Here is a 23,995-nt window from a genome sequence, read left to right on the forward strand (position 1 = left end):
CTTGGTTTCGCCAGACGTACATCCTGACCAGAACTCATCGCTTAACTCCCTGGCCCGACCGGCTGGGCTTGGTGAGCTGATGACGCCTTCCTACCGGTGGCGAACGGCTGTACCTGCCAGATGCCCTTGGTTTCGCCAGACGTACATCCTGACCAGAACTCATCGCTTAGCTCCCCGGCCCAACCAGTGATCGCGGTGCCAGCATGGTGATGTCAATCTGCCCGGATACGATCTGGCGTGCCGGATCAGGCAGTGGTGCAACCGGAACGGGAGGCAGCGGGACGCCACCGATACTGCCCGGTGCCTGATTGATAATCTGCACCTCAAGCTCAACCTGGATCGTCAGCCGCGCCCGGTTTATCTGGTCGGTGGCGTACAGATAGACATCAGAGCGCATGGGCGGTATCGGAGGTCTACTCCAGTAGAGATGTACCTGATCATCGAGATCGCGTTCGCGAATGATGGCTGCACCGGGTTGATCCCGACTTTCCCCACCGAGATAGCGATACACGCAGCCACTGAGCAGTTTTGGTGTCAGTAGCGGTCGCGCCCCCGGACGACAACCGGTGTTGCCGCGACTATCGGCGGCTCGTGGATCGAAGCGCTGACCACCCACCTCTACCCCGGACAGACTCCAGCCGACCACCCGCACCTGATAGGCGTAGGGCCACGGTAATGGTTCATCACTGAATTGCAGATTGGTCAATTGTGGTGTTAAATCGATCACTTCGCCGGTCGGCCAGGCAATAGCAGTACCTTCAGAGAGGTAAACACCGTTGGTCTGACTGCCATCGCGTGCTGCCGGGTCCAGGGTCGAGCGAATGGCAATCCGCAGATCGCCGGTTGCAGTACCGATAGTAGTCGGTGGTGGGACAACGTTGATGTTCAACGAAGCCAGATTGTCAACCGGATCATCGGCAGGCGTCAGCGTAGAAATCCGTGCTGTTGCCGGCAAGACTGTGCCAGCCGGAACACGGGTCTGCACGACGACCTCAATCCTTGCCGCAGTTTGCCCATCCAGCGTTCCCAGCTCCCATCGCAGTAAACGCCCCTGCTGGGTTGTAGGTGTACGACTGGCGCCAACCAGTTGCACATCGGATGGCAACTCAAATTCAAGCACGGTGTTGGCTGCCGGTCGCGTTTGCGCTGGACGGCGTCGGTAGAGATTGCCATAGTCAATTGTGTAAGCAAACACGCTGCCCTGACCGACAATGCTGGTCGGCGCACGGAGCAGGACAAACGGATTTGGGCGGACAACAGCTACGGTTGCACTGGCCTGATTATCCTGCTGATCAACAATCCGTTCCGGGGTTATCGTGCTAATCGATGCCTGCACATTCAACTGATCAATGGTTGGCGTAGCCGGTATATACATATCCAGCCGCAGCTCACCACTGGCCGCAGGAACCAGATCACCGAGCGCACAGCGCAATTGATTTCCCTGTTGCTGGCATCCGGTCGGTAGCGTGGAGAGCGTCACAGATGCCGGCAAGAGTACAGTAATCGTCGTCTGACGTGCCACACCTGTACCGTGATTCTGATAGCCGACCAATAACCGGACTGATTCACCCGCTCCCGCCGGATCTGGCCCGAAGGTCAACCGAATTGCTGGATTTGGCCGTAGATAAGCAGTGCTGGCCATTGCCGAATTATCGGTCGGAGAGTCACCTGCCGTCGTTGTCGTTACCGTCGCCCGGTTATCAAGCCGACTGGCTGCATCTGGTCGCGGGCGAGCTTGAAAACTGATGATTGCTTCCTGCTGCGGCGCCAAGCTGCTCATCATACAGCGGAGTGTCCGCTCTGCTCCTGCATAGCGACAAGCTCCTGCCGGCGCCTGCAACAAACTGACAAAATCAACCCGATCTGGTAACGGATCGGCAATTGTTACCTGTGACGCGGTTGCACTACCGCGATTCACAACCCGCAGTGTGTAGAAGAGCATGTCGCCACTCAGCACTGTTGCCGGTGCTGTTTTAGAAATGCTAACCTCGGCGCGTGTCAGGCGGGTAAGCTGCATGGAGCTATTGTTCGTGATGTTGCTGTCAGGCGGCCTGGAGGCAATAACAGCAGTAGCTGCAACGGTCTGGCTCAGATTGCTGCCAATCGTTGTTGGGGCACGTACCCGCACCTCAATCCTGCCGTTACTATTCGGATTTAGTTGCCCAATCTGCCAACTCAAAGTTGTTCCCCGCTGCTGAACCGGCATGCTGGCACTAATCAACTGTGATCCGGTTGGCACTGACATCTGAATCGTCACATTTGTCGCTGGAGCCAAACCGGTATGGCGATAAAGGATGGTGTAGCGCAATTCGTCGCCGACCACTGCTTCAGCGGGTGCATTCAGCTCTACGCTGAGATCCATTGTCGCCTGAAGCGCCACTAGACCAACATCAATATCTGTTTGTGTCGCACCGTGATTAACAGCTATTACTTGACTGAAACCACTACGTTCATCAATATCACTGTCGAGCTGTGCGTTTCCACCGCGACCTGCCAGTGCAAAGGTGTAACCTCCCGGCAAAGTCACGAACAAGCGATACTGGCCTGGTTCAAGATTGGTGAATATATAGCGTCCCTGCGCATCACTGGAAGTTGTGCGAGGATAGCTATTCACAGCAGGCGAAGAACCGGGCAGACGCTCCAGCCGGATCATCACGCCGCCAAGTCCAGGCTCATTGGCGTCTTGTATGCCATTACGATTGACATCGTGCCAGACCCGATCACCGATGGTAGCCGGACGAAATTGCCGGGTAAGCCCAATATCGACATGCTGAATCCGTTCACCACGCACCGGCATCATCAGTGCATTGCCGGTCACGCCATTCCCGACGTGACGACCGGCAAACTCAACGATGCCGAAGATGGGATGAGCGTCGCTATCAAGGGTCGTGGGGCCGGCACGTTGTGGCGAGTAGGTCATCCCGGCCAGCGGCTGGCCGTTCAGGAATTGATTCGGAGTTACACGCATGTGCAACGCTCGGTTGGGTGGCACTGCAACCACATATCTGCCATCAGTAGCCGTTACCACATGACCAAGCGGCATTGATTGACCAGGTTCAAAGACCTCAAGTTGTATACCACCCAATGGTGGTTCACCTGCTTCACGGATGCCATTCCCGTTAAGATCATTCCAGAGCTGTCCGCTGATAAATGCATACGTGCAGAGGAGTTCGAGATCACCAAGCGCTGCCAGTTTATTACTGTCAGACGGAATTAGGGTAATGGTACGGAATGGATACGGTTGATTTGAGGTGTACACCATTAACCCTGATGCATTATCACCCAGCAATGACGTTGCCACAATCGTCTCGGTACCATCAGGGTTTGGGATAGCTAGTAAGCTACCCATATGATTTTCAACATGCGCCGGATAAGTACCGGGATATTTATGCAAGTTGTCATTCAGCCAGTCGGCTAGATTTGCCAAGAGCCTTGTACTTGAGTCATGAATATGCACCGGATCAATACGACTAATAGGAGATAATTCTAGTACCCATCTACCATTGCTAAATCGATAATTAAGGCTGTCGCCTTGAGCAGTGGCCGTGTAGTGTCCTTGTGGTGGTTCGCCAAAGAACGTTAAATCACCAATTCGATCTCGCAACCCAAGACGCATAAACTGACCATCAGAACTAAATTCAATATCGGTCAAAAATGGTTGGGCATCAAAGATGGTATTGCTTTTTCGATAAATTTTAAGTCTGTGTAAAGTTTCATTCCAGGCATTCCATCCAACCACTGAGCCATTAGGACTCAGTTTTTTAAGTTCACGGAAGTACGTCGAACCAACAAACCGAACATTGAAGACAGCGTTCACCAGTGGTTGATGTAAAATAACCTGCCAGCTATCCGAATTAATTTTCCATTCCAGTACGAACACCTGCGGTTCACCATTGGGTACGGCTGTGTCCGTAACACCAACCATTAAACGCGGGCTACCGTGTGTTGAGTCGGCATTCGGTGCAAATTCCAGCGCAAAAGGGCGCAGATTCGCCAATGTCTGCTGATTTTGACTGATGAGATGTAGCGGAACGTTAACCGGTGCCAAGCGTTGAGGCGTTTCCTTTGTAATATCGTATCGTTCTAGCTGACGAGTGTGCAGATTAACAATGTAGAGCGTTGTACCATCGGGGCTGATCTCCATATCTCCAAGGCCAGTTTTACCCACCGCATTGAGAATTGCCGTATCGTTCGGATCATTAGACAAACGATCTGAGCCGGCGTTAGGCACGGTGAACGATGGGAGCCATTGCCCATTGTCGAAACGATATTCATACACACCGCCAGGGCCGAGTGGGCCAAAACTGGTGAAGCGACGGGTAAATGCGCCTGCAAACAAGCGACGAATACCGCTGATTGCTCCATCATCATAGGCCAGACCATAGACAGAGCCGATACCACTATTACCGGCCATTCGCTGCTGATAACCCCCACTGGTTGTACCAATAGGCGCCAGGATCTGCTTTGTGCTGCTGATAGTCACCCGTACCAGTGCTGGGTCGTTAGCAGCGACTGGCTTATACATCGTGTCAGCAAAACAGGTAGTTGCCAGTGAAAGATCACCGTTGAGACATGGAACAGCACTGGCAAAACCGGATGTCTCACTCTGTGCTACTGCCGGAATCGGCGATAGAACAGATAGCCCGATTAGGAGGATACTGAAGATCGTCACTACTGCCAGCCAACGTGAGAGCACGGGTACAGGTGCACGAATATCCATGCTGCGTCTCCTTACCTTGTTTTCGGACATGCACTCGCCCAAGGTGACGCTAGAAGCGTCACCCGATGAGTGCCTGTTTTCCTCCCAGAGAAATTCCTATCGTCCGATGAAAGGAATGTGCACGGTGTGTGAGGTATTAGTTAGTTGAATTGGTTCTATAGCTTGCGAATTACCGGCCCGATCAAATAACCTGACTTGAAGCATGCGCGCTTGCACGGGAATGGTGTCTAAGGCAACCTGCAGTTGGTACGGTGTACCTTCTGTTCCAAGAGTAGCCGTAGTTGTCATCCACACCTCAGTCTCACGCAACACATGAAACACCGGCACTCCAATGGTTGATCCATCTGAGGCAACAAATTGCCACTCAATAGCGTGCGGTAGGGGTGCGAATGTATCGGCAAATTTACCGCTCATCATTAGTCGGGCGTGTGTATCAGCCGTATCTATGTCAGCCTGAGTGTGCGTTAACGTCGGCGGAGTGATGTCGCGAATTAGAGAAAGCCAGTTACTCCGTGAGTTTGCAGTGTTTTCTCCCTGTACTACAACATAAATCCAGATTTCTCCCTCTAATGCCGGCAATGGATACTCCTGTTGGAGCACAGGTTGATCGTCGAAGAAAAAGTCATGAATGTCATCTGAGGGCAAAGCTAACAAAAATCCCGTTTTACATCCGAAGATGTTGACCATACGGATCGTTGTCTGGTTTTGATTGGTATAACCGTTCATAGCCCGTTCAGGTGGTATGAATTCGATAGATACTTCAATCGGCCGCGCTTTGATGAACGGTGCATGCAGTGAGATGATAGTCCCATCAAGATCAAGTAACTGCACGTAGAGCATTGGCGGTTCTTCACCCGCGGAATCGTCAGGGGGATTGACCAGTTTGGTTGCGTTGCCATTTGCAACCTCAATCCATGTCCAGCTTACTTCGTCGGTAGGTTCCTGGTGCCAGCTCCAGCGTACTTGATCTATAGTTGAGGGCAATCCGGTAAATGTCACTTCAATCCAGCCTGTAACTAAGATGTGATCGTCAATCTGCATCTGGGGCTGCGTTGATTGAGCAGCAGTCGGCTGCGAAAGCAACAATAACATCCACACCAATCCCCAGCAGATGATCCATAGCGAGCGACGATGATTGCTGAGCAACATTGTTGCAACTCCTCTTAGCGACTCAGTACATAACGGGCAACTTCACTCCCTAACGCCATTCCCTGCTTCCCATCCATGACCCAATGTACCCCCCCAATAATGCGTGAACGAGTTGCATCGGCTGCTTCTCTAATGAAAAGGTCTTTGTGTTGCGGAAAAGCAACCATCAACAAATTGGCAGCAGCAGAGCTGAATGCCGCATGACCGGAGGGGTATGAAGGGTGCGGTGGGGTGGGCAACACCGGCTGCCAGCCCGGTTCGACAATGTTCATCCACTGCTCAGGGCGGGCAAACCCATAAAGATACTTGTTGTACCAGCAGGCGACCGCCGTATCGTGCATGGCCACGCCGAGGTGCGCTAGCAGCGAAGCTGTCTGTAGTTCATCGAGATTCTGAACCACCGCGGTCGTGATCGCTGTCTCAAACCAGATACCAGGCACGGTTGCAGTACCCACGTCGGCATGCCAGTGCCACGCTAGCGAACGATGTTCCTCGGTCAGCACTTGCTGTGCAGCTCGAAAGGTCGTACGCTCCTGTTCCATGGCGCTGCTGTCCCAGGCCGGAGGGGCAGGTAGCGTTACAGCACTGCCATCAGGCAGGGCAACTGTTCTAACCGAGCCCCAGTGAGCGTCCAGCGGCAATTGATCGGTTGCCCATCCACCTGCTGCTGGTAAAGCAACCTCTACCGCCACATCGCTTCCGTCATGCTGTGCCCACATCACGACCTGTTCACCAACCGCTCGCCCGATCTGAAAACTACGTTCAAGCTCCACCGGTGACATCGGATCACGCTGCCATAACCCATACCAGCGTGCATCGTGAACATCCTGATCAATCTCGACACTGTGTTGCGAATGCAGGTAGCGTAGTACCGGCCAGGCTGCACCGGCCAGTACGGCAGTCTGATTGATAGCGCCTTCCTGAGCAGCTTCATTGCTAATAATGAGTGCGTCATTCAATGCCACCGAGATCAGCATCAGTTCGCGTGCTGCCCGCGTTGGCGGTAACCCGTCACGGGCAATGTAGCCGATAGCGGTTTTTACCCAACTGACAACAAACTTGTTGACAAAACCAGACGGTGGCGCAGTTGGAATACCTTCTGGGACGGGATTGTCAGGAACACTCGCCAGTACCACATCCGGATCGGTGACCAACCAGAGGCGCGGTTCAAGCGGACTTGTCAGTTTTCCGGTAGAAATAGACTGTGAAACCGATGGTGGTTTACTTGCAGGTGTGGTTGCTCCCGGCGATAGCGTACAGGCAGTAAGTAGAACGAGTAGAACAAGTAGCTGGACGATTCGCATGCAACACCTCATTGCGGAAAAAACGTGTACACATATAGAACCGTGAAACATGCCAAAACGGTGCGCGGAATTTTTGAGATTTTTTGGTTGAATTTTGGCGTGTGGTTATTTTCTGAGACCGTTTCTCAACAAACGGGGTGCCGAGGGTTCCCTACGGAGCACCCGGAGAGAGTCCCGTTACGAGACAGCGATACCCGTGGCGTATCGTGAGGAGTCCGTCAACCGTGCTCACGATCTGGTGCGGAGGGAAGCTATTTCCCTCCGAGACACCTGGAATCGATCTCGTTGCCAGATAGGGGGTGAGCGTAGCGCATGGTGATGCAGATTTGATATTGCTCGATAGTATGTTACGAACAGGCACTAGAAAGCCATGCTTCCGCTGGTAGAAGTACACAATGGTATGTACCCAGACAGTCGCACAGGCTCATGCATACTTACCAATCACCAACAATAGCACTTATTTCATAAAGTTGTGCTACCGTGCTATTAAACTGTCATCCAGGCGCATGAACGTTTGCCAATCACCGACGATTGCCTGTCCTGCTCCCAACCCGTTGGTGTGGGGAAGAGCAACTTCGTTCGTGTAATCATTCGCTAGATTGAGTGTCTTGTCCGCACGTTATGCGCGTATCGTGACGTTTGGCGTGCGGCAGCCATGCTGCCGCGCCAGCCGTGCTCGCGATCTGGCGCGTGCAACGTCGTTGACCCGGCTGGTCACACGGAGGCCGGGTGTGCTCGTCATGAACATGGAATCGAGCGGCAATGCAGAAGATACCTTCTCGTAGATGTTTTTTGAAATAGGTTCTAATATCTCGCCAGCAGCACGACGCTGATACTTTGTCCTAAGTTGCCACCCATGCTGTAAGCAGGCTACAGAGGTTGACTATCAGGACGAACAGCACAGCATTATTGCGTTCAGCACCATGTAGCGTACCTGCATGAACGATATGGGTGGTCAGTTCCCATAGATGCACTACGTCATGCCTCAAGGCAGCAACTCAGGTTACATCCATACCTCTGTGTCCTCCGTGCCTCTATGGTAATACAAGGTAACAACTCGGGTTAGTACAGCTCTTGTTGTTAGCGTTCGACATTCGCCCACGCCGGCGGACGCTTCTCGACAAATGCACTGACCCCCTCTTGCGCACACGGTTCCATCATATTGCATGCCATCGTCTGCCCGGCCAGCCGGTAAGCTTCTGCCATTGGCAGTTCAAGCTGGCGGTAGAAGAGCGACTTGCCAATAGCAATCGACTCTGCCGGCTTCGCCAAAATCGCATCCACCAGACGCTGCACCTCGGCATCGAGGTCTGCCGGTGCTGCTACCCGATTGACCAGCCCTAACCGCTGTGCGGTGACAGCATCGATAAACTCACCGGTAACCAGCATCTCGAAAGCGGCCTTGCGCCCGATATTGCGCGACAGCGCAACCGATGGTGTCGAGCAGAACAGACCAACCGTAATCCCCGACACGGCAAACCGTGCTTCAGTCGACGCAACGGCCAGGTCACACATTGCTACCAACTGGCATCCGGCGGCAGTGGCAATCCCGTGCACACGTGCAATGACCGGTTGCGGCAGGCGCTGTATCGTCAGCATCATCTGAGTGCAACGGGCAAAGAGGTCTTCGTAGTACGCCTGATCGGGATGCGCCTGCATCTGCTTGAGGTCATGACCGGCGCAAAAGGCTTTACCGGCGCCCGCCAACACCACCACCCGTGCCTGCGGATTGGCGGCAATCGCATCGAGTTCACGTTGCAGTGCTTCGAGCATCTCTTCCGACAGGGCATTGAACTGGCGTGGCCGGTTGAGGGTAAGGCGAACCACTCCACGTCCATCAATCTCGCTCAAGACGAATGGTTCGACAGCAACTTCGTGTCCTTCCATCGTAGACCTCCGTATGAATATGGTTTGGGGTAACTGTCACCATTGTACACGAAGACAGGTTGTCACGCACATTTTCCACAATCTCAACCCGCGTTCGACTATGTCGAATTTCATTATCGACACCGACCCGTGCTCCCCCTATAATCAAAATCACCGCGAAGATAAAAAGCCAGGGATATACCACAACGCGGCAACGGCGCTGGGATTCATTTCACAGGGAGGTGAGGTTATGACGGTATCCGAAGCGATGACGGAGACTACCGTAGCCGGTGTGCGCCCGATGAACGGGCGTGAGTATCTGGACAGCCTGCGCGATGATCGAGTGATCTACTTTCAAGGGGAGCGGGTGAAGGATGTTACTACCCATCCGGCGTTTCGCAACTCGGTGCGTATGGTGGCACGCTGGTATGATCGTCTGCACGAATTGCACCAGGAAGACATGGCACGAGGTGGGCCTGAAGACTGGAAGTGGACAATGCCAACCGATACCGGCAGTGGCGGCTGGACACATCCCTTCTTCGTTGGCTCGCGAACGGTTGCCGATCTGGTGCGGGCACGAGACACCATTGCCGAGTTACAGCGAGCCGTCTATGGCTGGATGGGGCGCGCACCTGATTACAAAGCCGCATTTACTGGTACGTTAGGAGCTAATGCTGAATTTTATGCTCCCTACCAGGAAAATGCTCGCCGCTGGTATCGGAAGACCCAGGAAGAGCTGATTTACTGGAACCACGCCATTGTCAACCCACCGATTGACCGCAACCGGCCTCCAGACGAGGTTCGTGACGTGTATATGCACGTTGAGCGCGAAACTGATGCTGGTCTAATCGTTTCAGGGGCAAAGGTTGTAGCAACCGGCAGTGCCCTGACCCATGTCAATTTTATTGCGCATTACGGGCCGCTCCCCATCAAAGAGAAGCAATTTGCGCTGATCTTCGCCGTTCCCATGAATGCGCCCGGTATCAAGCTGATCGCTCGCACATCCTACGAGTATAATGCGGCAGTCACCGGCAGTCCTTTCGATTACCCGCTCTCAAGCCGTCTCGATGAGAACGACTCTATCCTGGTGTTCGATCAAGTCTTGATCCCCTGGGAAAACGTGTTTGTCTACGGCGACATTGAGAAGGTCAACACCTTCTTCCCGCTGTCCGGTTTTGGTCATCGCTTCCCCCTCCACGGCGGGGTACGTTTTGCCGTCAAACTTGACTTCATCACCGGCCTGATGCTCAAAGCGGTAGAAGCCACCGGCGTTGCCGAGTTTCGAGGTGTTCAGGCGCGATTGGGTGAGATTGTCACTTATCGCAATCTCTTCTGGCAAATGACAGAGGCGATGGTACGTAACCCGATGCCGTGGGTTGATGGTTACCTGCTGCCAAATCTCGAAGCTGCCTTCGCGTATCGGGTCATGGCACCGGACGCCTACGTCAAGATCAAAGATTTGATCGAGAAAGATGTGGCCAGCGCCTTGATCTATCTCCCTTCGCACGCCGCCGATCTGAAGAACCCCGAAGTGCGTGGTTACCTGGATCGGTTTGTGCGCGGATCAAACGGCTACAGTGCTCTGGAGCGGATTAAGTTGATGAAACTGCTCTGGGATGCCATAGGTACCGAATTTGGTGGTCGCCACGAGTTGTACGAGCGGAACTACGCCGGCAATCACGAGAATATCCGGATCGAGACCCTAGGCGCGGCGATGGCTATGGGTGTAACGGCCCAAATGAAATCGTTTGCCGAACGCTGCATGGCCGAGTATGACCTCGATGGCTGGACAACGAGTGATCTGATCAACCCAACCGATGTCAATGTTGTGATGGGTCAGCATTAGTTAAGCACAAAGGAGGGATGTATGAGCGAGCCGATCTTTGACACTCACCAGTTAGCCCACGTCGAAATCTTAACGCCCAAACCTGATCAGACACTCTGGTTTTTCCGCGACCTGCTCGGTATGGAGGTGACAACCCAACAAGGCCAGTCAGTCTATCTGCGGGCCTATGAAGACTGGTACCATCATACCCTCAAGATTACCGAAGCCAGAGAGCCGGGTCTGGGCCACGTCGCCTGGCGGGCCAGTTCACCACAGGCGTTGGAGCGACGGGTGAAGGCGCTTGAAGCATCTGGCTTTGGTCGCGGCTGGCTGGACGGCGATCTCGGCCATGGGCCGGCCTATCAATTCGCGACCCCCGATGGTCACTCGATGGAGATTCTATGGGAAGTTGACTACTTCCAGCCGGCAGAGGATCAGAAGTCGCCACTGCTCAATCGACCCCAGAAGCGTCCCTTGCGCGGCGTACCGGTCCGCCGTCTCGATCACGTCAATCTGCTCGCCTCAGATGTGACCGTCAACAAGCAATTTATGATGGATCAATTGGGCTTCCGGCTCCGTGAGCACATTGTGCTCAACAATGGTATCGAAGCCGGTTGCTGGTTGAGTGTCTCGCCGTTAGTGCACGAAGTGGCGCTCATGCGCGACGGCAAGGGTGCCCGTGGCCGATTGCACCACGTCTGCTACTGGTACGGCTATCCCCAGAATCTCAACGATCTGGCCGATGTCTTCCGTGAGCAAGGTATTTTCATTGAAGCCGGCCCCGGCAAGCACGGCATCAGCCAGGCGATGTTTATGTACGTCTACGAACCGGGTGGCAATCGGGTTGAACTGTTTGGCGATCCTGGCTACATGATCTTCGATCCGGCGTGGAAGCCGATTGTCTGGACGGAAGAGACCCTGGCAGCCGGGATTGTCTGGTTCGGTGGTAATCTACCGGGTGAATTTTTCCTCTACGGCACGCCGGTTGTTCACGAACAAGAGCCGGCACTGGCATCGGCATAATCACTACTCGCGGAAAGCGCAAGCACCCTGCATGATTGCGCTTTCCGTCAATGCCTTACCTCACAACGGTGATCAGGCAGGAAGGAGCACCCTATGCTGCAAACTCTGCAAAAAGCGGCGCGAGCGCTCACGCTATTTACGCCGATGCACCCGGAATGGAGTGTTGGCGATATGGCGAAAGCGCTCGAATTACCCAAATCAAGCGTCTCGGAATTGTTGAGTAGTCTGGCCGAACAAAATCTGCTCCGCCGGGTGGGGCCGGGACGTTATCGATTAGGATGGCGCCTGCTCGAATTGGGCCAAACCCTGCTCAAAACGACAGAGTTTCGCGAAGAGGCGCGGGCCGTGATGCAAGAGATGGTTGCAGCATGGGGTGAGACGATGCATCTGGCCGTGCTCGAAGCAGGGACGGTTGTCTATTTAGAGAAATTACGCGGCCAGCAGGGGTTGCAGGTCGAGCTGTCGGGGATTGGTGTGCGCTTGCCGGCTCACTGCTCTGGCGTGGGTAAGGTCTTGCTGGCACACCAACCCTGGCCAGAGGTTCTGCGGGTGGTTGGTGATGATCAACTCTACCCGTTTACCGCCAACACCATCACCTCCCTTGACGCACTGGCCGAAGAGTTAGCCTATGTGCGCCAACGTGGGTATGCATACGATCTGGAAGAGGTCTCGATTGGCCTCTGTTGTGTGGCAGCTCCAATCCGTGATTATGAGGGGAATGTGATTGCTGCCATCAGCTTCTCGACTCCCACCCACCGCTTTCGCAAGCATCGCGAACAATACACGCGCGCAATCGTTGAAGGTGCGCAACGTATCTCTGAGCGGTTGGGATACTATGGAGGAACATCTGCATGCAAATCGACAAAGTTAAAGTCGCCATCCTCGGTTCCGGCAATATAGGCACCGATTTGATGTACAAACTGCTGAAGCAGCCGGGCAGAATGGAGCTGGCGCTCGTTGCAGGTATCGATCCGGCCTCTGAAGGGTTGGCTCGCGCCAGACAGATCGGTATTCCGACCGCAACTGACGGCATTGAATCGATTCTGGCCGATCCCGATATTCGTATTGTATTTGATGCCACCAGCGCGAAGGCACACGTGCGCCACGCCAGGCTTTTGTGCGATCATGGACGCATCGCTATCGATTTGACACCGGCTGCACGGGGGCCGTATGTAGTTCCACCGGTCAATCTCGGTGAGCATCTTGAGGCACATAATGTGAACCTCATTACCTGTGGCGGACAGGCAACCATTCCGCTTGTTTATGCGGTGAGCAGGGTAACAGCCGTTCGCTATGCCGAGATGGTGAGTACCATTGCGAGTCGCTCAGCCGGGCCAGGTACGCGCCAGAATATCGATGAATTTACCTTTACTACAGCACGGGGGTTAGAAGCCATCGGCGGTGCCCGTGAAGCGAAGGCGATTATTATTTTGAATCCGGCGCATCCACCGATTCTGATGCGGAATACCATCTATGTTGTACCAGAAGGCGATTTTGATGAAGAAGCCGTCCGCCAATCGGTGGCGCAGATGGTCGCTGATGTACAACAGTATGTTCCCGGCTATCGGTTAAAGAGTTTGCCCGTCATCGAACAACGATCAACGCCGTGGGGTGAGCGACCAGTCTTTATTATGCTCCTGGAAGTTGAAGGTGCAGGTGATTTTCTCCCAACGTATGCTGGGAATCTCGACATCATGACTGCCGCCGCCCGACAGGTGGGTGAACTATTTGCCGCACACCTCTTGTCAAAGCTGGAGGTGACCGTATGAAACCACCACGGCTGACCGATACAACGCTTCGTGATGGCTCACATCCAATGCGCCATCAGTTTACCCGCCAGCAGGTAGCTACGATTGTCCAGACTCTCGACCGGGCCGGCGTGCCGGTGATTGAGGTGAGTCACGGCGATGGATTGGCCGGTTCGTCGCTGCAATATGGCTTCTCGCACACATCAGAATTTGATTTAATTGAAACGGCTCGTCAACATGCCGAAAGAGCGAAAATTGCTGCCCTGATGCTACCGGGCATCGGCACCCGGAAGGATTTGAAAGAGGCAGTGGCCCGCGGGGTGCAAGTAGTACGGATTGCGACACAGTGTACAGAGGCAGATATTTCTGAACAGCATTTTGGTCTGGCAAAAGAGCTGGGTTTAGAGACGGTTGGCTTTCTGATGATGGCCCATATGCGCCCCCCCGAAGAGCTGGCCAGGCAGGCGAAATTAATGGAGTCTTACGGCGCCGACTGCGTTTACATTGTTGACTCGGCCGGGGCCATGCTGCCCCAGGATGCAGTAGACCGGGTGCAGGCGCTGAAAGACACCCTATCAGTGCAGGTTGGATTCCACGCACACAACAACTTAGGGCTTGGTATCGCCAACACCCTGGCAGCGCTCGAAGCCGGTGCCGATCAGATCGATGGCTGTTTACGCGGTTTGGGGGCCGGTGCCGGCAACGCGGCAACCGAATTGCTGGCCGCAGTGCTTGACCGGCTGGGACTCAATCCTGGTCTTGATGTCTTCAGTCTCATGGATGCGGCTGAGTATGTGGTTGCCCCTATCATGCCCTTCCAACCGTTCCCTGATCGGGATGCCATCACCATCGGCTATGCCGGTGTCTATTCAACATTTCTGCTACACGCCAAGCGCACCGGTGCTCAATACAACGTCGATCCGCGTGAAATTCTGGTCGAGTTGGGCCGTCGTCAGGCGGTAGCGGGCCAGGAAGATTGGATTATCGATGTTGCACTCGAACTGAGTCGCCGGCATCAATCAAGTGCGCGAAAGGAGTCTCGCCCGTGAGCAATGCAGTATCAGTACGAGCAGAGGTTCCGGCCATCGATCCACGCCTCTTTCGCTCCACGATGGGCTGTTTTGCAACCGGAGTGACGGTCGTCACGACAGCCTATGAAGGCCAGATTCACGGCATGACGGCGAATGCGTTTCTGTCGGTGTCACTCGATCCTCCATTGGTGCTAGTTTCCATTGGTTGCTATTCACGCATGCACAGTCTGCTGGCCCCTGGCCGTCGCTACGGGGTAAGTAAACTAAGCGAGGATCAAGAGCAGCTCAGTCGTCATTTTAGCGGCAAGCCAATTCCCGGTCTGCAACCCACGTTCATTTGGCACGCCGAAACACCATTGCTTGCCGATGCGCTGGCGCATGTGGTAGCCCGCATTACCGATGCTCATCCGGCAGGCGATCACACGCTTTTCATCGGCCAGGTGGAGTATCTACACCATCGCGAAGGGCGTCCACTGCTCTTCTTCCGGGGGCAGTACGGCAAGATGGCTGCCGTGTAGATGCGAGAGGATACACGATCCTTAATAATTATCTACATTCCAAGACCTGGTAGACAGCTACAGTCTGTACAAGACAGGATAAACCGATGGTTGAACACATCATCACCGGTCAATTCACAACCGCCCTCCACCGACAGGGGTCTAGCGATGCACCGGCCATCCTCTTCATTCACGGCTCCGGCCCAGGTGCCAATGGCTGGTCGAACTGGAACCTGGCGCTACCGGCACTGGGTGAACAGTGGTACTGTCTGGCGCCTGACCTGATCGGATTTGGCGATAGTCAGCACCCCGATCCACCGCCGACAGACATTCGGCGCTGGATGCGGTTGTGGGTTGATCAGATGCTGGCTCTGCTCGATACGTTGGGATTAGCCAGGGTTGATCTGGTTGGCAATTCGATGGGTGGGGCAGTTGCGTTGCACTTGTTGCTGGAAGCACCGGAACGATTTCGGCGGGTGGTACTGATGGGCGCGATTGGCGCACCCTGTCGGCTGACACCAGAACTTGATCGCCTGTGGGGGTTTTACGACGATCCATCGGCAGCCTTGCTGGCCCAGGCCATTCGCTGGTTTGTCTACGATGATGCGTTTGTGCGCGACCGGCTTGATGAGATTGTGCGGGTACGCTATACCGCAGCGATGCGTACTGACGTTCGGCGCTCGTATACTGCCATGTTTCCGACTCCCCGCCAGCAACACCTCGATGCATTGATCGTACCCGATGCCGCGTTACGCCGGATGACCCATCCAGTGTTGCTGATCCACGGACGCGATGATGCCATTGTTCCGGCTGATACCAGCTACTATTTGCTCAACCGGCTTCCCAATGCTGAACTCCATGTGATAGGACGCTGTAGCCACTGGACCCAGATAGAACACAGTCAACGCTTTCATCAGCTTGTGCGCACATTTTTTGCCGAGACCTGAGAGGACGGTGATATGCTACTTCTGCGCATTACGATGCTGGAGGGGAGGAGCACAGAGCAAAAGGCTGAACTGGCCCGTGCGCTTTCGGCAGCAGCGGCAGCAGCCTTTGACGTGCCACTGGCAGAGGTGCGCTTGATCATTCAAGAGGTTCCCCCAACCCACTGGACTGTCGGGGGGATTTCGATGGCTGAGTTGCGCCAGCAAGCCTCTACGTCAACCCAGGGTCAATAACTCGTTTGTTCAGAACATTTGCGATTCACCCGCATAACGTGTCACCGCACGGAGATGACTATGGATCTTACTGCTGCCGAAGCAAGTCTTGCCGACGCAATTCAAACCGCTCGTGAGACACACCGCACCCTGGTTGGTCGCACAACCGATTGGGGTGTCGATCTCAATGGCGCTTATCGTATTCAGGGCATGCATCACCCGGATACCGCGTGTATTGGATACAAACTTGGCCTGATTAGCCCGGCGAAGCAACGCCAGATGGGCTTAGCGCAACCAATCTATGGACGTATCAGCCGTTCCATGATCTGCCAGCGTGAGGTACAGCTCGCTCACTTCATTCAGCCGCGCCTGGAACCAGAACTGGCTGTCGTCTTGCGTCACAGCCTGCCGGCACACGCCGAGCCTGGCATGATCGCTCGTGCTATTGGTGGCATCTTTCTGGGTGTGGATGTGCTCGATAGCGTGTGGGCTGAATACCGCTTCAGCGCCGTTGAAGTCATCGCGGATAATGCCTCTGGTGGCGGATTTCTGCTCGGTGAGTCGCTCCTCGACCAGGTACCAACCGGTGAGTTATGTTTGTACCTGAACGGTGAACTCTGCACTGCCGGTCAGGTCGCCGCTCTGGGCAATATCGAGCAACAACTGGGCTGGCTGACGCAGGCTGTCGGCGGTCTGGCTGCCGGACAAATCGTCTTTCTCGGTTCGCCGGCTCAGGCCGTACCGGCCAGTGCCGGTGTCCTCGAAGTTACGTGCGGTAATACCATCCTTCAGGCACGATTGATAGGAGATACATAATGGATTACCCGTTTTTTCACGTCAGTCACTACATTGATGGTCAGTTCGTTGAAGGAGGATCGCGGTTTGATATTCTCTATCCGGCCACCAACCAGGTTATTGGATCGGCACCAGAGGCCGGAGCCGATGAGGTAGATGCAGCCGTCGCCGCCGCTTCCCGTGCCTTTCGCCAATGGAGCCGGATGCCGGCGGCTGAACGTCGTCTGATTCTCAAGCGGTTTGCCCAATTGATCCGCGATCACGAAGCAGAACTGGCGGCCATCGAAACCTGGGATGTCGGGCGTCCAATTACCGAGAATCGATCCGGCTACATCCCCCGTATCGCCGCCAATATCGATTTTTTTGCCGATTTTGCCGTTACCCACGGCAGTGAGTCCTATCCGATGGATAACGGCTATATCAACTACGTGCTGCGCCAACCGGTTGGCGTTGCCGCGCTCATCGCGCCCTGGAATATTCCCCTCCTCCAGGCGACCTGGAAAATGGGGCCAGCGCTGGCTTTTGGGAATACCGTCGTACTAAAGCCGGCTGAACTGACCCCAATCGGTACCTGGCGGCTGGCGCAACTGGCTCATGCTGCCGGGGTGCCGGCGGGGGTGATTAATGTGATCCACGGCTTCGGTCCCGACTCGGCCGGTGCGCTGCTGACCCGTCACCCTGATGTAAAGCTCATCTCTTTCACCGGTGAGACCACCACCGGCAAGATCATCATGGCTGCTGCGGCACCAACTCTCAAACGGGTCTCGTTTGAATTGGGTGGAAAAGGGGCGAATATTATCTTCGCCGATGCTGATCTTGACCGCGCCGTTGCGATTAGCCTGCGCTCCTCATTCTTTAATCAGGGAGAGTTCTGTCTCGCCGGGCCGCGATTGCTCGTACAACGGCCAATCTACGAAGCATTTCTCACCCGCTTTCAGAAGGCTACATCTCAGCTTCAGGTTGGCGATCCCTTTGCCCCCCAAACGCGGGTGGGGGCACTCATTTCGCGTGAACATTACGAACGGGTCACCGGTTTTATTGATCTGGCTCGCGCCGATGGCGCTCACATCCTCACCGGTGGCACAGTTCCCGTCTTGCCGGAACCATTCGCCCAGGGCAACTTTCTCCAGCCCACCATCATTACCGACGTCAAACCGCATGATCAGGTTTGCCAGGACGAGATTTTTGGTCCGGTCGTCACGGTTATGCCCTTTGACGATGAAGAGGAAGCGATTGCTATCGCCAATGGCGTCAGCTATGGACTTTCCGCCGTGGTACAGACTCGTGATGTCGGACGAGCAGTACGGATGGGATCGGCCCTGGAAGCCGGAACGATCTGGATCAACGACTTTTTTGTGCGCGACCTGCGCGTACCTTTCGGTGGTATGAAACAGAGTGGAATTGGCCGGGAAGGTGGGCACTACAGCCTTGAGTTCTACACGGAGGCAAAGACGATATGCCTGAGCAATCAGTAACAACCCAAACCACCGCTGACGCACTTATTATCGCTCTGGCACAACGGCTCGATCAGGCCTGGGAAGAGCGCTTCACCATACTTCCCCTCACCGAAAGCGAGGGCATTACCAATGCAGACATTGCTTACCGGATTCAGACGCATTGGACGGACATGCGCGTTCAGCGCGGCGAGCGGATCATCGGGCGCAAAATCGGCCTGACCAGCAAAGCTGTGCAAGAGCAGATGGGCGTCAACGAGCCGGATTATGGCACCCTATGGGCTTCGCGCTATTTTCCGGCCAAGAATGGACGCGCTGAAGCCCCATTCGAGATCTTTCTCCAACCGCGGGTCGAGGGTGAAATTGCGTTTCTAATCGGAGAAACCCTCGACTGGCCGGATATTACCCCGCAACAGGTGCTGGCAGCAACCGAGGCACTAGCGGCAGCTATCGAAATTGTGGATAGTCGCATTGATCGCTGGCGTATTAAGCTGGCCGATACGATTGCCGATAACGCTTCCTACGGTGGATTGACGATTGGCGCCTGGAGCAGGGCAATGCGCAGCAGCGACCTGCGCACCATCGGTATGGTGATGAATCACAATGGTCGGCCCACCGTCTTTGGTACCGGTGCCGCCGCGCTTGGGCATCCGGCACTGGCGGTGGCATGGCTGGCGAACAAACTGCGCACATTCGGGATTCCGTTGCATGCCGGTGATATTGTGATCTCTGGAGCTTTGGCAGCAACAATTCCGGTGCAATGCGGCGATCTGTTCACGCTGGAAATGCATGATCAACCACCACTCCACCTACGGTTCGTGTGAAGGAGAGTCGTATGCCGATGCTCGAAGTCTTCTACAGCGGGGATCGACCGCCAGACCGTACCCGGAAGCAGGCATTTGCTGCCGAAGTCAGTGCTATCTTTCAGCACGTTATCGGTACGCCACCGGGCCGGCTGCAATTGATTATCCAGATCGTGTCACCTGAAAACACTTTAGCCCTTGATCGTCCTGATAGCGATATTACGGCTGAGCCAGACCAGCAGTGACAAACAACAGGTAGGTGATGAGTAAAGCGTAGCAATTATCCTGCTCTGTATCGCACCATACGGCACCTGGCAGACCGGCTTCTGCACCACCTGCACCCATCGAATGCGGTTGCAGTGCTCGCTCATATCTCGCTGACAGGAGCGGTCAGATCAGCCCCGCCGTCAGGCGGGCTAAAGCCCTCCCTGACAACGTGCAAGCCCCTGCGGGGCTATCCAGGAGCACGCCCGCTATCCCCTGCCCCGCTGTCAGGCAGCCCCGCCAGCCTTCCACGTATTGAGGCAGGGTTTTAACCCGCTGCCCCCTTAACCCGCCGGCTGCTCAACCCACCTCGTAACAACCGCCGACTCGCCAACCCATTGCATACCCGCATAGCAATCGAATACACAGTAATCTTGCCTCCAATAACCATACTACTATTGGACCAACAGAAAAGGGCAGGTTTCAAAACCTGCCCCCAAGATCGCTATTTCGTTCGCACACCGAGCGTACTACTACTCTTCAAAAACAGCGTCATCGTCGCCAATATCGACACTCGGCGCAATCGCCGTTGGATTCGTCAATGCCTGCGCTTTGATCAGGCGCTCGATCTCATCGGTAAGTGCAGGATTATTCTTCAGAAACTCACGCACATTTTCCCGCCCCTGGCCGAGCCGATCCTCGCCGAGGTAGAACCATGCGCCACTCTTGCGAATAATACCCAATTCAGTACCGATATCGATGATATTGCCCTCACGCGAGATACCCTCGTTGGCCAGAATATCGAACTCAGCCTGGCGGAAGGGAGGTGCAACCTTGTTCTTGATCACCTTCACTCGTACCCGCGAACCGATTGCCTCCTGCCCTTGCTTGAGCGTTTCAATACGACGAATATCAAGCCGTACTGAGGCATAGAATTTCAGGGCCTGGCCACCGGTCGTGGTTTCCGGCGAGCCGAACATAACGCCGATCTTCATGCGCAACTGATTGATGAAGATTACGACTGTACGGCTCTTGCTGATGGCACCTGACAACTTGCGCAACGCCTGACTCATCAGCCGGGCTTGCATACCGGGCATCGAATCACCCATCTCACCCTCGATTTCGGCGCGCGGTACCAGGGCAGCAACCGAGTCGATAACGATCACGTCAATTGCATTCGAGCGAACCAGCATCTCACAGATTTCGAGCGCCTGTTCGCCGGTGTCCGGCTGCGAAACGAGCAAGTCATCAATGTTGACTCCACACCGCGCAGCGTAGACCGGGTCAAAGGCATGCTCGGCGTCGATGAAGGCACAGACTCCGCCCATCTTCTGCGCTTCTGCAATGATATGCTGGGCCAGTGTGGTTTTACCGCTGCTCTCAGGGCCAAAGATTTCGACAACGCGCCCTCGCGGTACACCACCAATGCCGAGGGCAATATCGAGCGCGATGGAACCGGTCGGGATGGCTTCAATGACCAGCCGACTGCTCGCCTCGCCCATCTTCATGATCGAACCTTTACCGAACTTGCGGTCGATCTGCGCCATTGTTGCCGCGAGCGCTTTTTCTTTCTCCGGGGTGATAGCCATCGCGGGCGCTCCTCCATTGTTCTTGCTCACTCGTACACTCCTCTTGCTACTCTACTTGATGGGGAGGGCGCTGTCAACGCCGTTGCCTACCCCGTACATATGTGCTATAATAGCACAGGTGTGCGATTTCAGCAAGAGGGATGTCGTTGATTTTTCCTCCCTATTAGTATACCGCTCTCATTGCGTCTTTGGTGCACTGGATTACGGATTTTCGGCAAGAAATCTCTTACCATACACACGATCTACCTCTGCAATCCCGGTCGGGTGAGCCAGAGCGACCTCATTGCTCCCCTGAAGTGGCATTGTGTGGAGGGATTCAAGATTTGACCTGACCCTTCATTGTGGTGATACAAGAGAGATACAGATGTCGCGGATCGAATACTCATTGCTGTTGCACCATCTGCACGGAGCGCTGGCATCACGCCTGCCGCAATCCCGTCACCGATGTTCATTTCTTTCTCATTGGGGTACAGTACGGTTTGAAACAGGTTCTGGTCAGATCGGGAATACCAGTATTATCAACGAACGATTCAGGGTGATATGCCTTGCCGAATGTGGTATATTGCAGATAGTCCACAGTGATATGCCACAGGAGCTTGCCGATGATTAAGCGCATTCCACCAGGACCCGGACAGGAGTCGGTATGGGATTACCCTCGTCCCCCGCGACTGGAACTAACATCGCGACGTATTCGGGTGATCTTTGCTGGTATCACGATAGTGGATAGTCAGTGCGCATTTCGGGTGCTGGAAACCAGTCATCCGCCGGTTTACTACGTGCCGCCAGATGATGTGCAGATGACGTTTTTGCGCCCAAATACAGCGCGTTCGTTCTGTGAGTTTAAGGGAATTGCGGCGTACTACGACGTAGTTGTTGGTGAGCGCACCGCCATGCAGGCAGCCTGGTCGTATCTCGATCCAACACCATCGTTCGTCCCAATCCGCGGGTATCTCGCGTTCTACGCCGCGCCAATGGATGCCTGCTACGTTGATGATGAACAAGTCACTCCGCAACCGGGTGGATTCTACGGTGGCTGGATCACCAGTGATGTCGTCGGCCCCTTCAAAGGTGGGCCAGGAACGTGGGGATGGTAGCCTGGCACGCTCGATCATCCCATTTGCCCGATCCTACGCTCGAAAGTCATTGGTGACGCACAGGAGGTTGTGCCAAGCACATTTGCATTAGAAGGAAAGGATAGTTTCATGAGCTATGCAGACGAACGACTGCACCTGTTGCAGATGGCTCGTTCCGAAGTCCTGGCCGGCAGGATGAGCCGACGAGCCTTCCTGCGTCTGGGTCTGGCCCTTGGCTTATCTGCGGGTGTAACTGCGCTGGCTGCCTGTGGCGGTGGCGCATCTACGCCGACCCCTGCATCAAATCCACCATCGCCAGCCGCCGGCCCAACGGGGCGTTTACGGGTGGCGAGTGAGATTCCCGTTCAACTCGATCCGGCGTTCGCCTCATCTGACGCCGAAATCCTCATTCTCAACCACGTGTACGACTATCTGGTTGACATCGATGCGAGCAATGCTATCGTGCCCCGACTGGCACGGGAATGGACGATCAGCGACGATGGTTTGCGTTATCGGCTCAACCTGGCCGCCGGAGTTTCCTTTCACGATGGCAGTCCGCTCACGGCGGCAGATGTGGTCTGGACGTTTAACCGACTGCGTGATCCCGCGTTGCAGTTACCAACCGCCGATCTCTACGCCAACATTGCCGATATTGCCGCTGATGGCGATAGCGCGGTCGTCTTCACACTTACCGAGCCAAATCCATTCTTTCTGTACGACCTGTCTGACAACCACGCCCTGATACTGCGCGCCAATACCCAAAATCCGGCAACGGCGTTTAACGGCACCGGCCCCTTCAAAGTGGTGGAATACCGTACCGAGAATCGGATCGATCTGACGGCAAATACAGCCTATTTCCAGTCCGGCAAGCCAGCCGTTGCCAGCCTTGAGATTATCTTTTTTGCCGATCAGGCCGCAGCAGTCGATGCCTTACGTGGCGGGCAGGTTGATCTGGTGCTGCGCATGCCCACGCCACTCTTCCAGACATTGCAACAAGCAGGTGGTGTCGTTACCGTCCAGACACCTACAAATGGCTTTGATCTGATACGCCTGCGGGCCGACCGTGAGCCGGGTAATAAGCCAGAGGTTATTCGGGCGCTTAAGCTGGCAACTGATCGTGACGCGATCTTTCGCCAGGTCAAAGCCGGTCTTGGGGCGGTCGGGCGTGATAGCCCCATCGGCCCTCTCTTCAGCGCGTATTATTCGGAAGAGACACCGCTGCCGGCCCGAGATCCGGCTACGGCCCGGCAATTGCTGGCAACCGCCGGGTATCCTGATGGCTTGCAACTCGATCTCCACGTGCCCGATTCGGGTGATCGGCCCGATCTGGCGGTAGTGCTTAGGGAGCAATGGGCTGAAGCCGGCATCAACATCAATGTGATCGTCGAACCCGAAAGTGTGTACTACGGTGATGACCGGTGGCTTGAGGTTGATTTGGGAATTACCGGTTGGGGTTCGCGACCGATTCCACAGTTCTACCTCGACGTTATGCTCGTCAGCGGTGCCGTATGGAACGAGAGTCATTTCAGCGACCCCGAGTTTGATGCCCTGGCAGCCACGGCCCGTACCACCCTCAATGAGGAAGAACGGGTACGTGCCTACCGCGAGATTCAGCGTATTCTGATCGAACGCGGCCCGATTATCATTCCCTATTTCTTTGCCCAACTCAGTGCGCATCGTGAAGGATTACGCGGTTATGTAGCGAAAGCGTTTCCCGGCCGCACCGATCTGGCGGCAATTGCGGTGTGATCCCGGAA

The 23,995-nt window shown here is 55.0% G+C and carries 19 protein-coding genes; 14 read left to right on the top strand and 5 right to left on the bottom strand.

The genetic code is table 11. The features are described from left to right. Positions 1-166: 166 nt before the first annotated feature. The 4 genes from VAE55_RS18810 to VAE55_RS18825 form a co-directional block, all read right to left on the bottom strand. Complete coding sequence (locus VAE55_RS18810; RefSeq protein WP_322817252.1) at positions 167-4,720, bottom strand: SdrD B-like domain-containing protein; 4,554 nt, start codon at positions 4,718-4,720, stop codon at positions 167-169. A gap of 96 nt (positions 4,721-4,816) precedes the next feature. After that, positions 4,817-5,869: a hypothetical protein gene (locus VAE55_RS18815; RefSeq protein ID WP_322817253.1), complete on the bottom strand. Its 1,053-nt coding sequence runs from the start codon at positions 5,867-5,869 to the stop codon at positions 4,817-4,819. Between the two features lie 14 nt (positions 5,870-5,883). Further along, the gene (locus VAE55_RS18820; RefSeq protein ID WP_322817254.1) at positions 5,884-7,173 is read right to left on the bottom strand and encodes a vanadium-dependent haloperoxidase; all 1,290 of its coding nucleotides are present in this window, start codon (positions 7,171-7,173) and stop codon (positions 5,884-5,886) included. 1,080 nt (positions 7,174-8,253) lie between these two features. Next, positions 8,254-9,060 carry an enoyl-CoA hydratase gene (locus tag VAE55_RS18825; RefSeq protein ID WP_322817255.1) on the bottom strand — a complete coding sequence of 269 codons (807 nt, stop codon included), beginning with the start codon at positions 9,058-9,060 and terminating at the stop codon, positions 8,254-8,256. Positions 9,061-9,289: 229 nt separating this feature from the next. Here VAE55_RS18825 and VAE55_RS18830 point away from each other — a divergent pair, with 229 nt between their 5' ends. From VAE55_RS18830 to VAE55_RS18885, 12 genes are all read left to right on the top strand, one after another. After that, positions 9,290-10,885, top strand: coding sequence for a 4-hydroxyphenylacetate 3-hydroxylase N-terminal domain-containing protein (locus VAE55_RS18830; RefSeq protein WP_322817256.1), 1,596 nt, complete (start codon positions 9,290-9,292; stop codon positions 10,883-10,885). Between the two features lie 21 nt (positions 10,886-10,906). After that, on the top strand, positions 10,907-11,887 hold the full coding sequence (locus VAE55_RS18835) for a catechol 2,3-dioxygenase (protein WP_322817257.1): 981 nt from the start codon (positions 10,907-10,909) through the stop codon (positions 11,885-11,887). A gap of 93 nt (positions 11,888-11,980) precedes the next feature. Beyond that, a complete protein-coding gene (locus tag VAE55_RS18840; protein ID WP_322817258.1) occupies positions 11,981-12,787 on the top strand; it encodes an IclR family transcriptional regulator in 807 nt (268 codons plus the stop codon). Continuing rightward, positions 12,739-13,656, top strand: coding sequence for an acetaldehyde dehydrogenase (acetylating) (locus tag VAE55_RS18845; protein WP_322817259.1), 918 nt, complete (start codon positions 12,739-12,741; stop codon positions 13,654-13,656). Before VAE55_RS18840 ends, VAE55_RS18845 begins: the two co-directional genes overlap by 49 nt. Next, positions 13,653-14,684 (top strand): 4-hydroxy-2-oxovalerate aldolase, encoded by a 1,032-nt coding sequence (gene dmpG / locus VAE55_RS18850; protein ID WP_322817260.1) that lies wholly within the window; start codon positions 13,653-13,655, stop codon positions 14,682-14,684. The genes VAE55_RS18845 and dmpG overlap by 4 nt, the downstream gene beginning before the upstream one ends. After that, on the top strand, positions 14,681-15,184 hold the full coding sequence (locus tag VAE55_RS18855) for a flavin reductase family protein (RefSeq protein WP_322817261.1): 504 nt from the start codon (positions 14,681-14,683) through the stop codon (positions 15,182-15,184). Before dmpG ends, VAE55_RS18855 begins: the two co-directional genes overlap by 4 nt. 86 nt (positions 15,185-15,270) lie before the next feature. Beyond that, entirely contained in the window at positions 15,271-16,110 is an 840-nt protein-coding gene (locus VAE55_RS18860) for an alpha/beta hydrolase (protein ID WP_322817262.1), read from the top strand. 12 nt (positions 16,111-16,122) lie between these two features. Next, entirely contained in the window at positions 16,123-16,341 is a 219-nt protein-coding gene (locus VAE55_RS18865; RefSeq protein ID WP_012257238.1) for a tautomerase family protein, read from the top strand. 60 nt (positions 16,342-16,401) lie between these two features. Next, entirely contained in the window at positions 16,402-17,136 is a 735-nt protein-coding gene (locus VAE55_RS18870) for a 2-keto-4-pentenoate hydratase (RefSeq protein WP_322817263.1), read from the top strand. Beyond that, positions 17,136-18,590: an aldehyde dehydrogenase gene (locus tag VAE55_RS18875; protein ID WP_322817264.1), complete on the top strand. Its 1,455-nt coding sequence runs from the start codon at positions 17,136-17,138 to the stop codon at positions 18,588-18,590. The genes VAE55_RS18870 and VAE55_RS18875 overlap by 1 nt, the downstream gene beginning before the upstream one ends. Then, positions 18,572-19,393, top strand: a complete 822-nt coding sequence (locus VAE55_RS18880; RefSeq protein ID WP_322817265.1) for a 2-keto-4-pentenoate hydratase — start codon at positions 18,572-18,574, stop codon at positions 19,391-19,393. Before VAE55_RS18875 ends, VAE55_RS18880 begins: the two co-directional genes overlap by 19 nt. An 11-nt stretch (positions 19,394-19,404) precedes the next feature. Beyond that, complete coding sequence (locus tag VAE55_RS18885; RefSeq protein ID WP_322817266.1) at positions 19,405-19,617, top strand: hypothetical protein; 213 nt, start codon at positions 19,405-19,407, stop codon at positions 19,615-19,617. Between the two features lie 492 nt (positions 19,618-20,109). Here the strand turns inward: VAE55_RS18885 and recA are convergent, their stop codons facing one another. Next, on the bottom strand, positions 20,110-21,165 hold the full coding sequence (gene recA, locus VAE55_RS18890) for a recombinase RecA (protein ID WP_322817267.1): 1,056 nt from the start codon (positions 21,163-21,165) through the stop codon (positions 20,110-20,112). A gap of 602 nt (positions 21,166-21,767) precedes the next feature. On the opposite strand from recA, the gene VAE55_RS18895 reads away from it, so the two are divergent. Continuing rightward, a complete protein-coding gene (locus VAE55_RS18895; protein WP_322817268.1) occupies positions 21,768-22,259 on the top strand; it encodes a DUF427 domain-containing protein in 492 nt (163 codons plus the stop codon). Between the two features lie 108 nt (positions 22,260-22,367). Next, positions 22,368-23,987 carry an ABC transporter substrate-binding protein gene (locus VAE55_RS18900; RefSeq protein ID WP_322817269.1) on the top strand — a complete coding sequence of 540 codons (1,620 nt, stop codon included), beginning with the start codon at positions 22,368-22,370 and terminating at the stop codon, positions 23,985-23,987. Positions 23,988-23,995: the final 8 nt, after the last annotated feature.

Origin of the sequence: Chloroflexus sp. (genome assembly GCF_034432675.1) — a bacterium.
In the GTDB taxonomy this organism is placed as follows: Bacteria; Chloroflexota; Chloroflexia; order Chloroflexales; family Chloroflexaceae; genus Chloroflexus.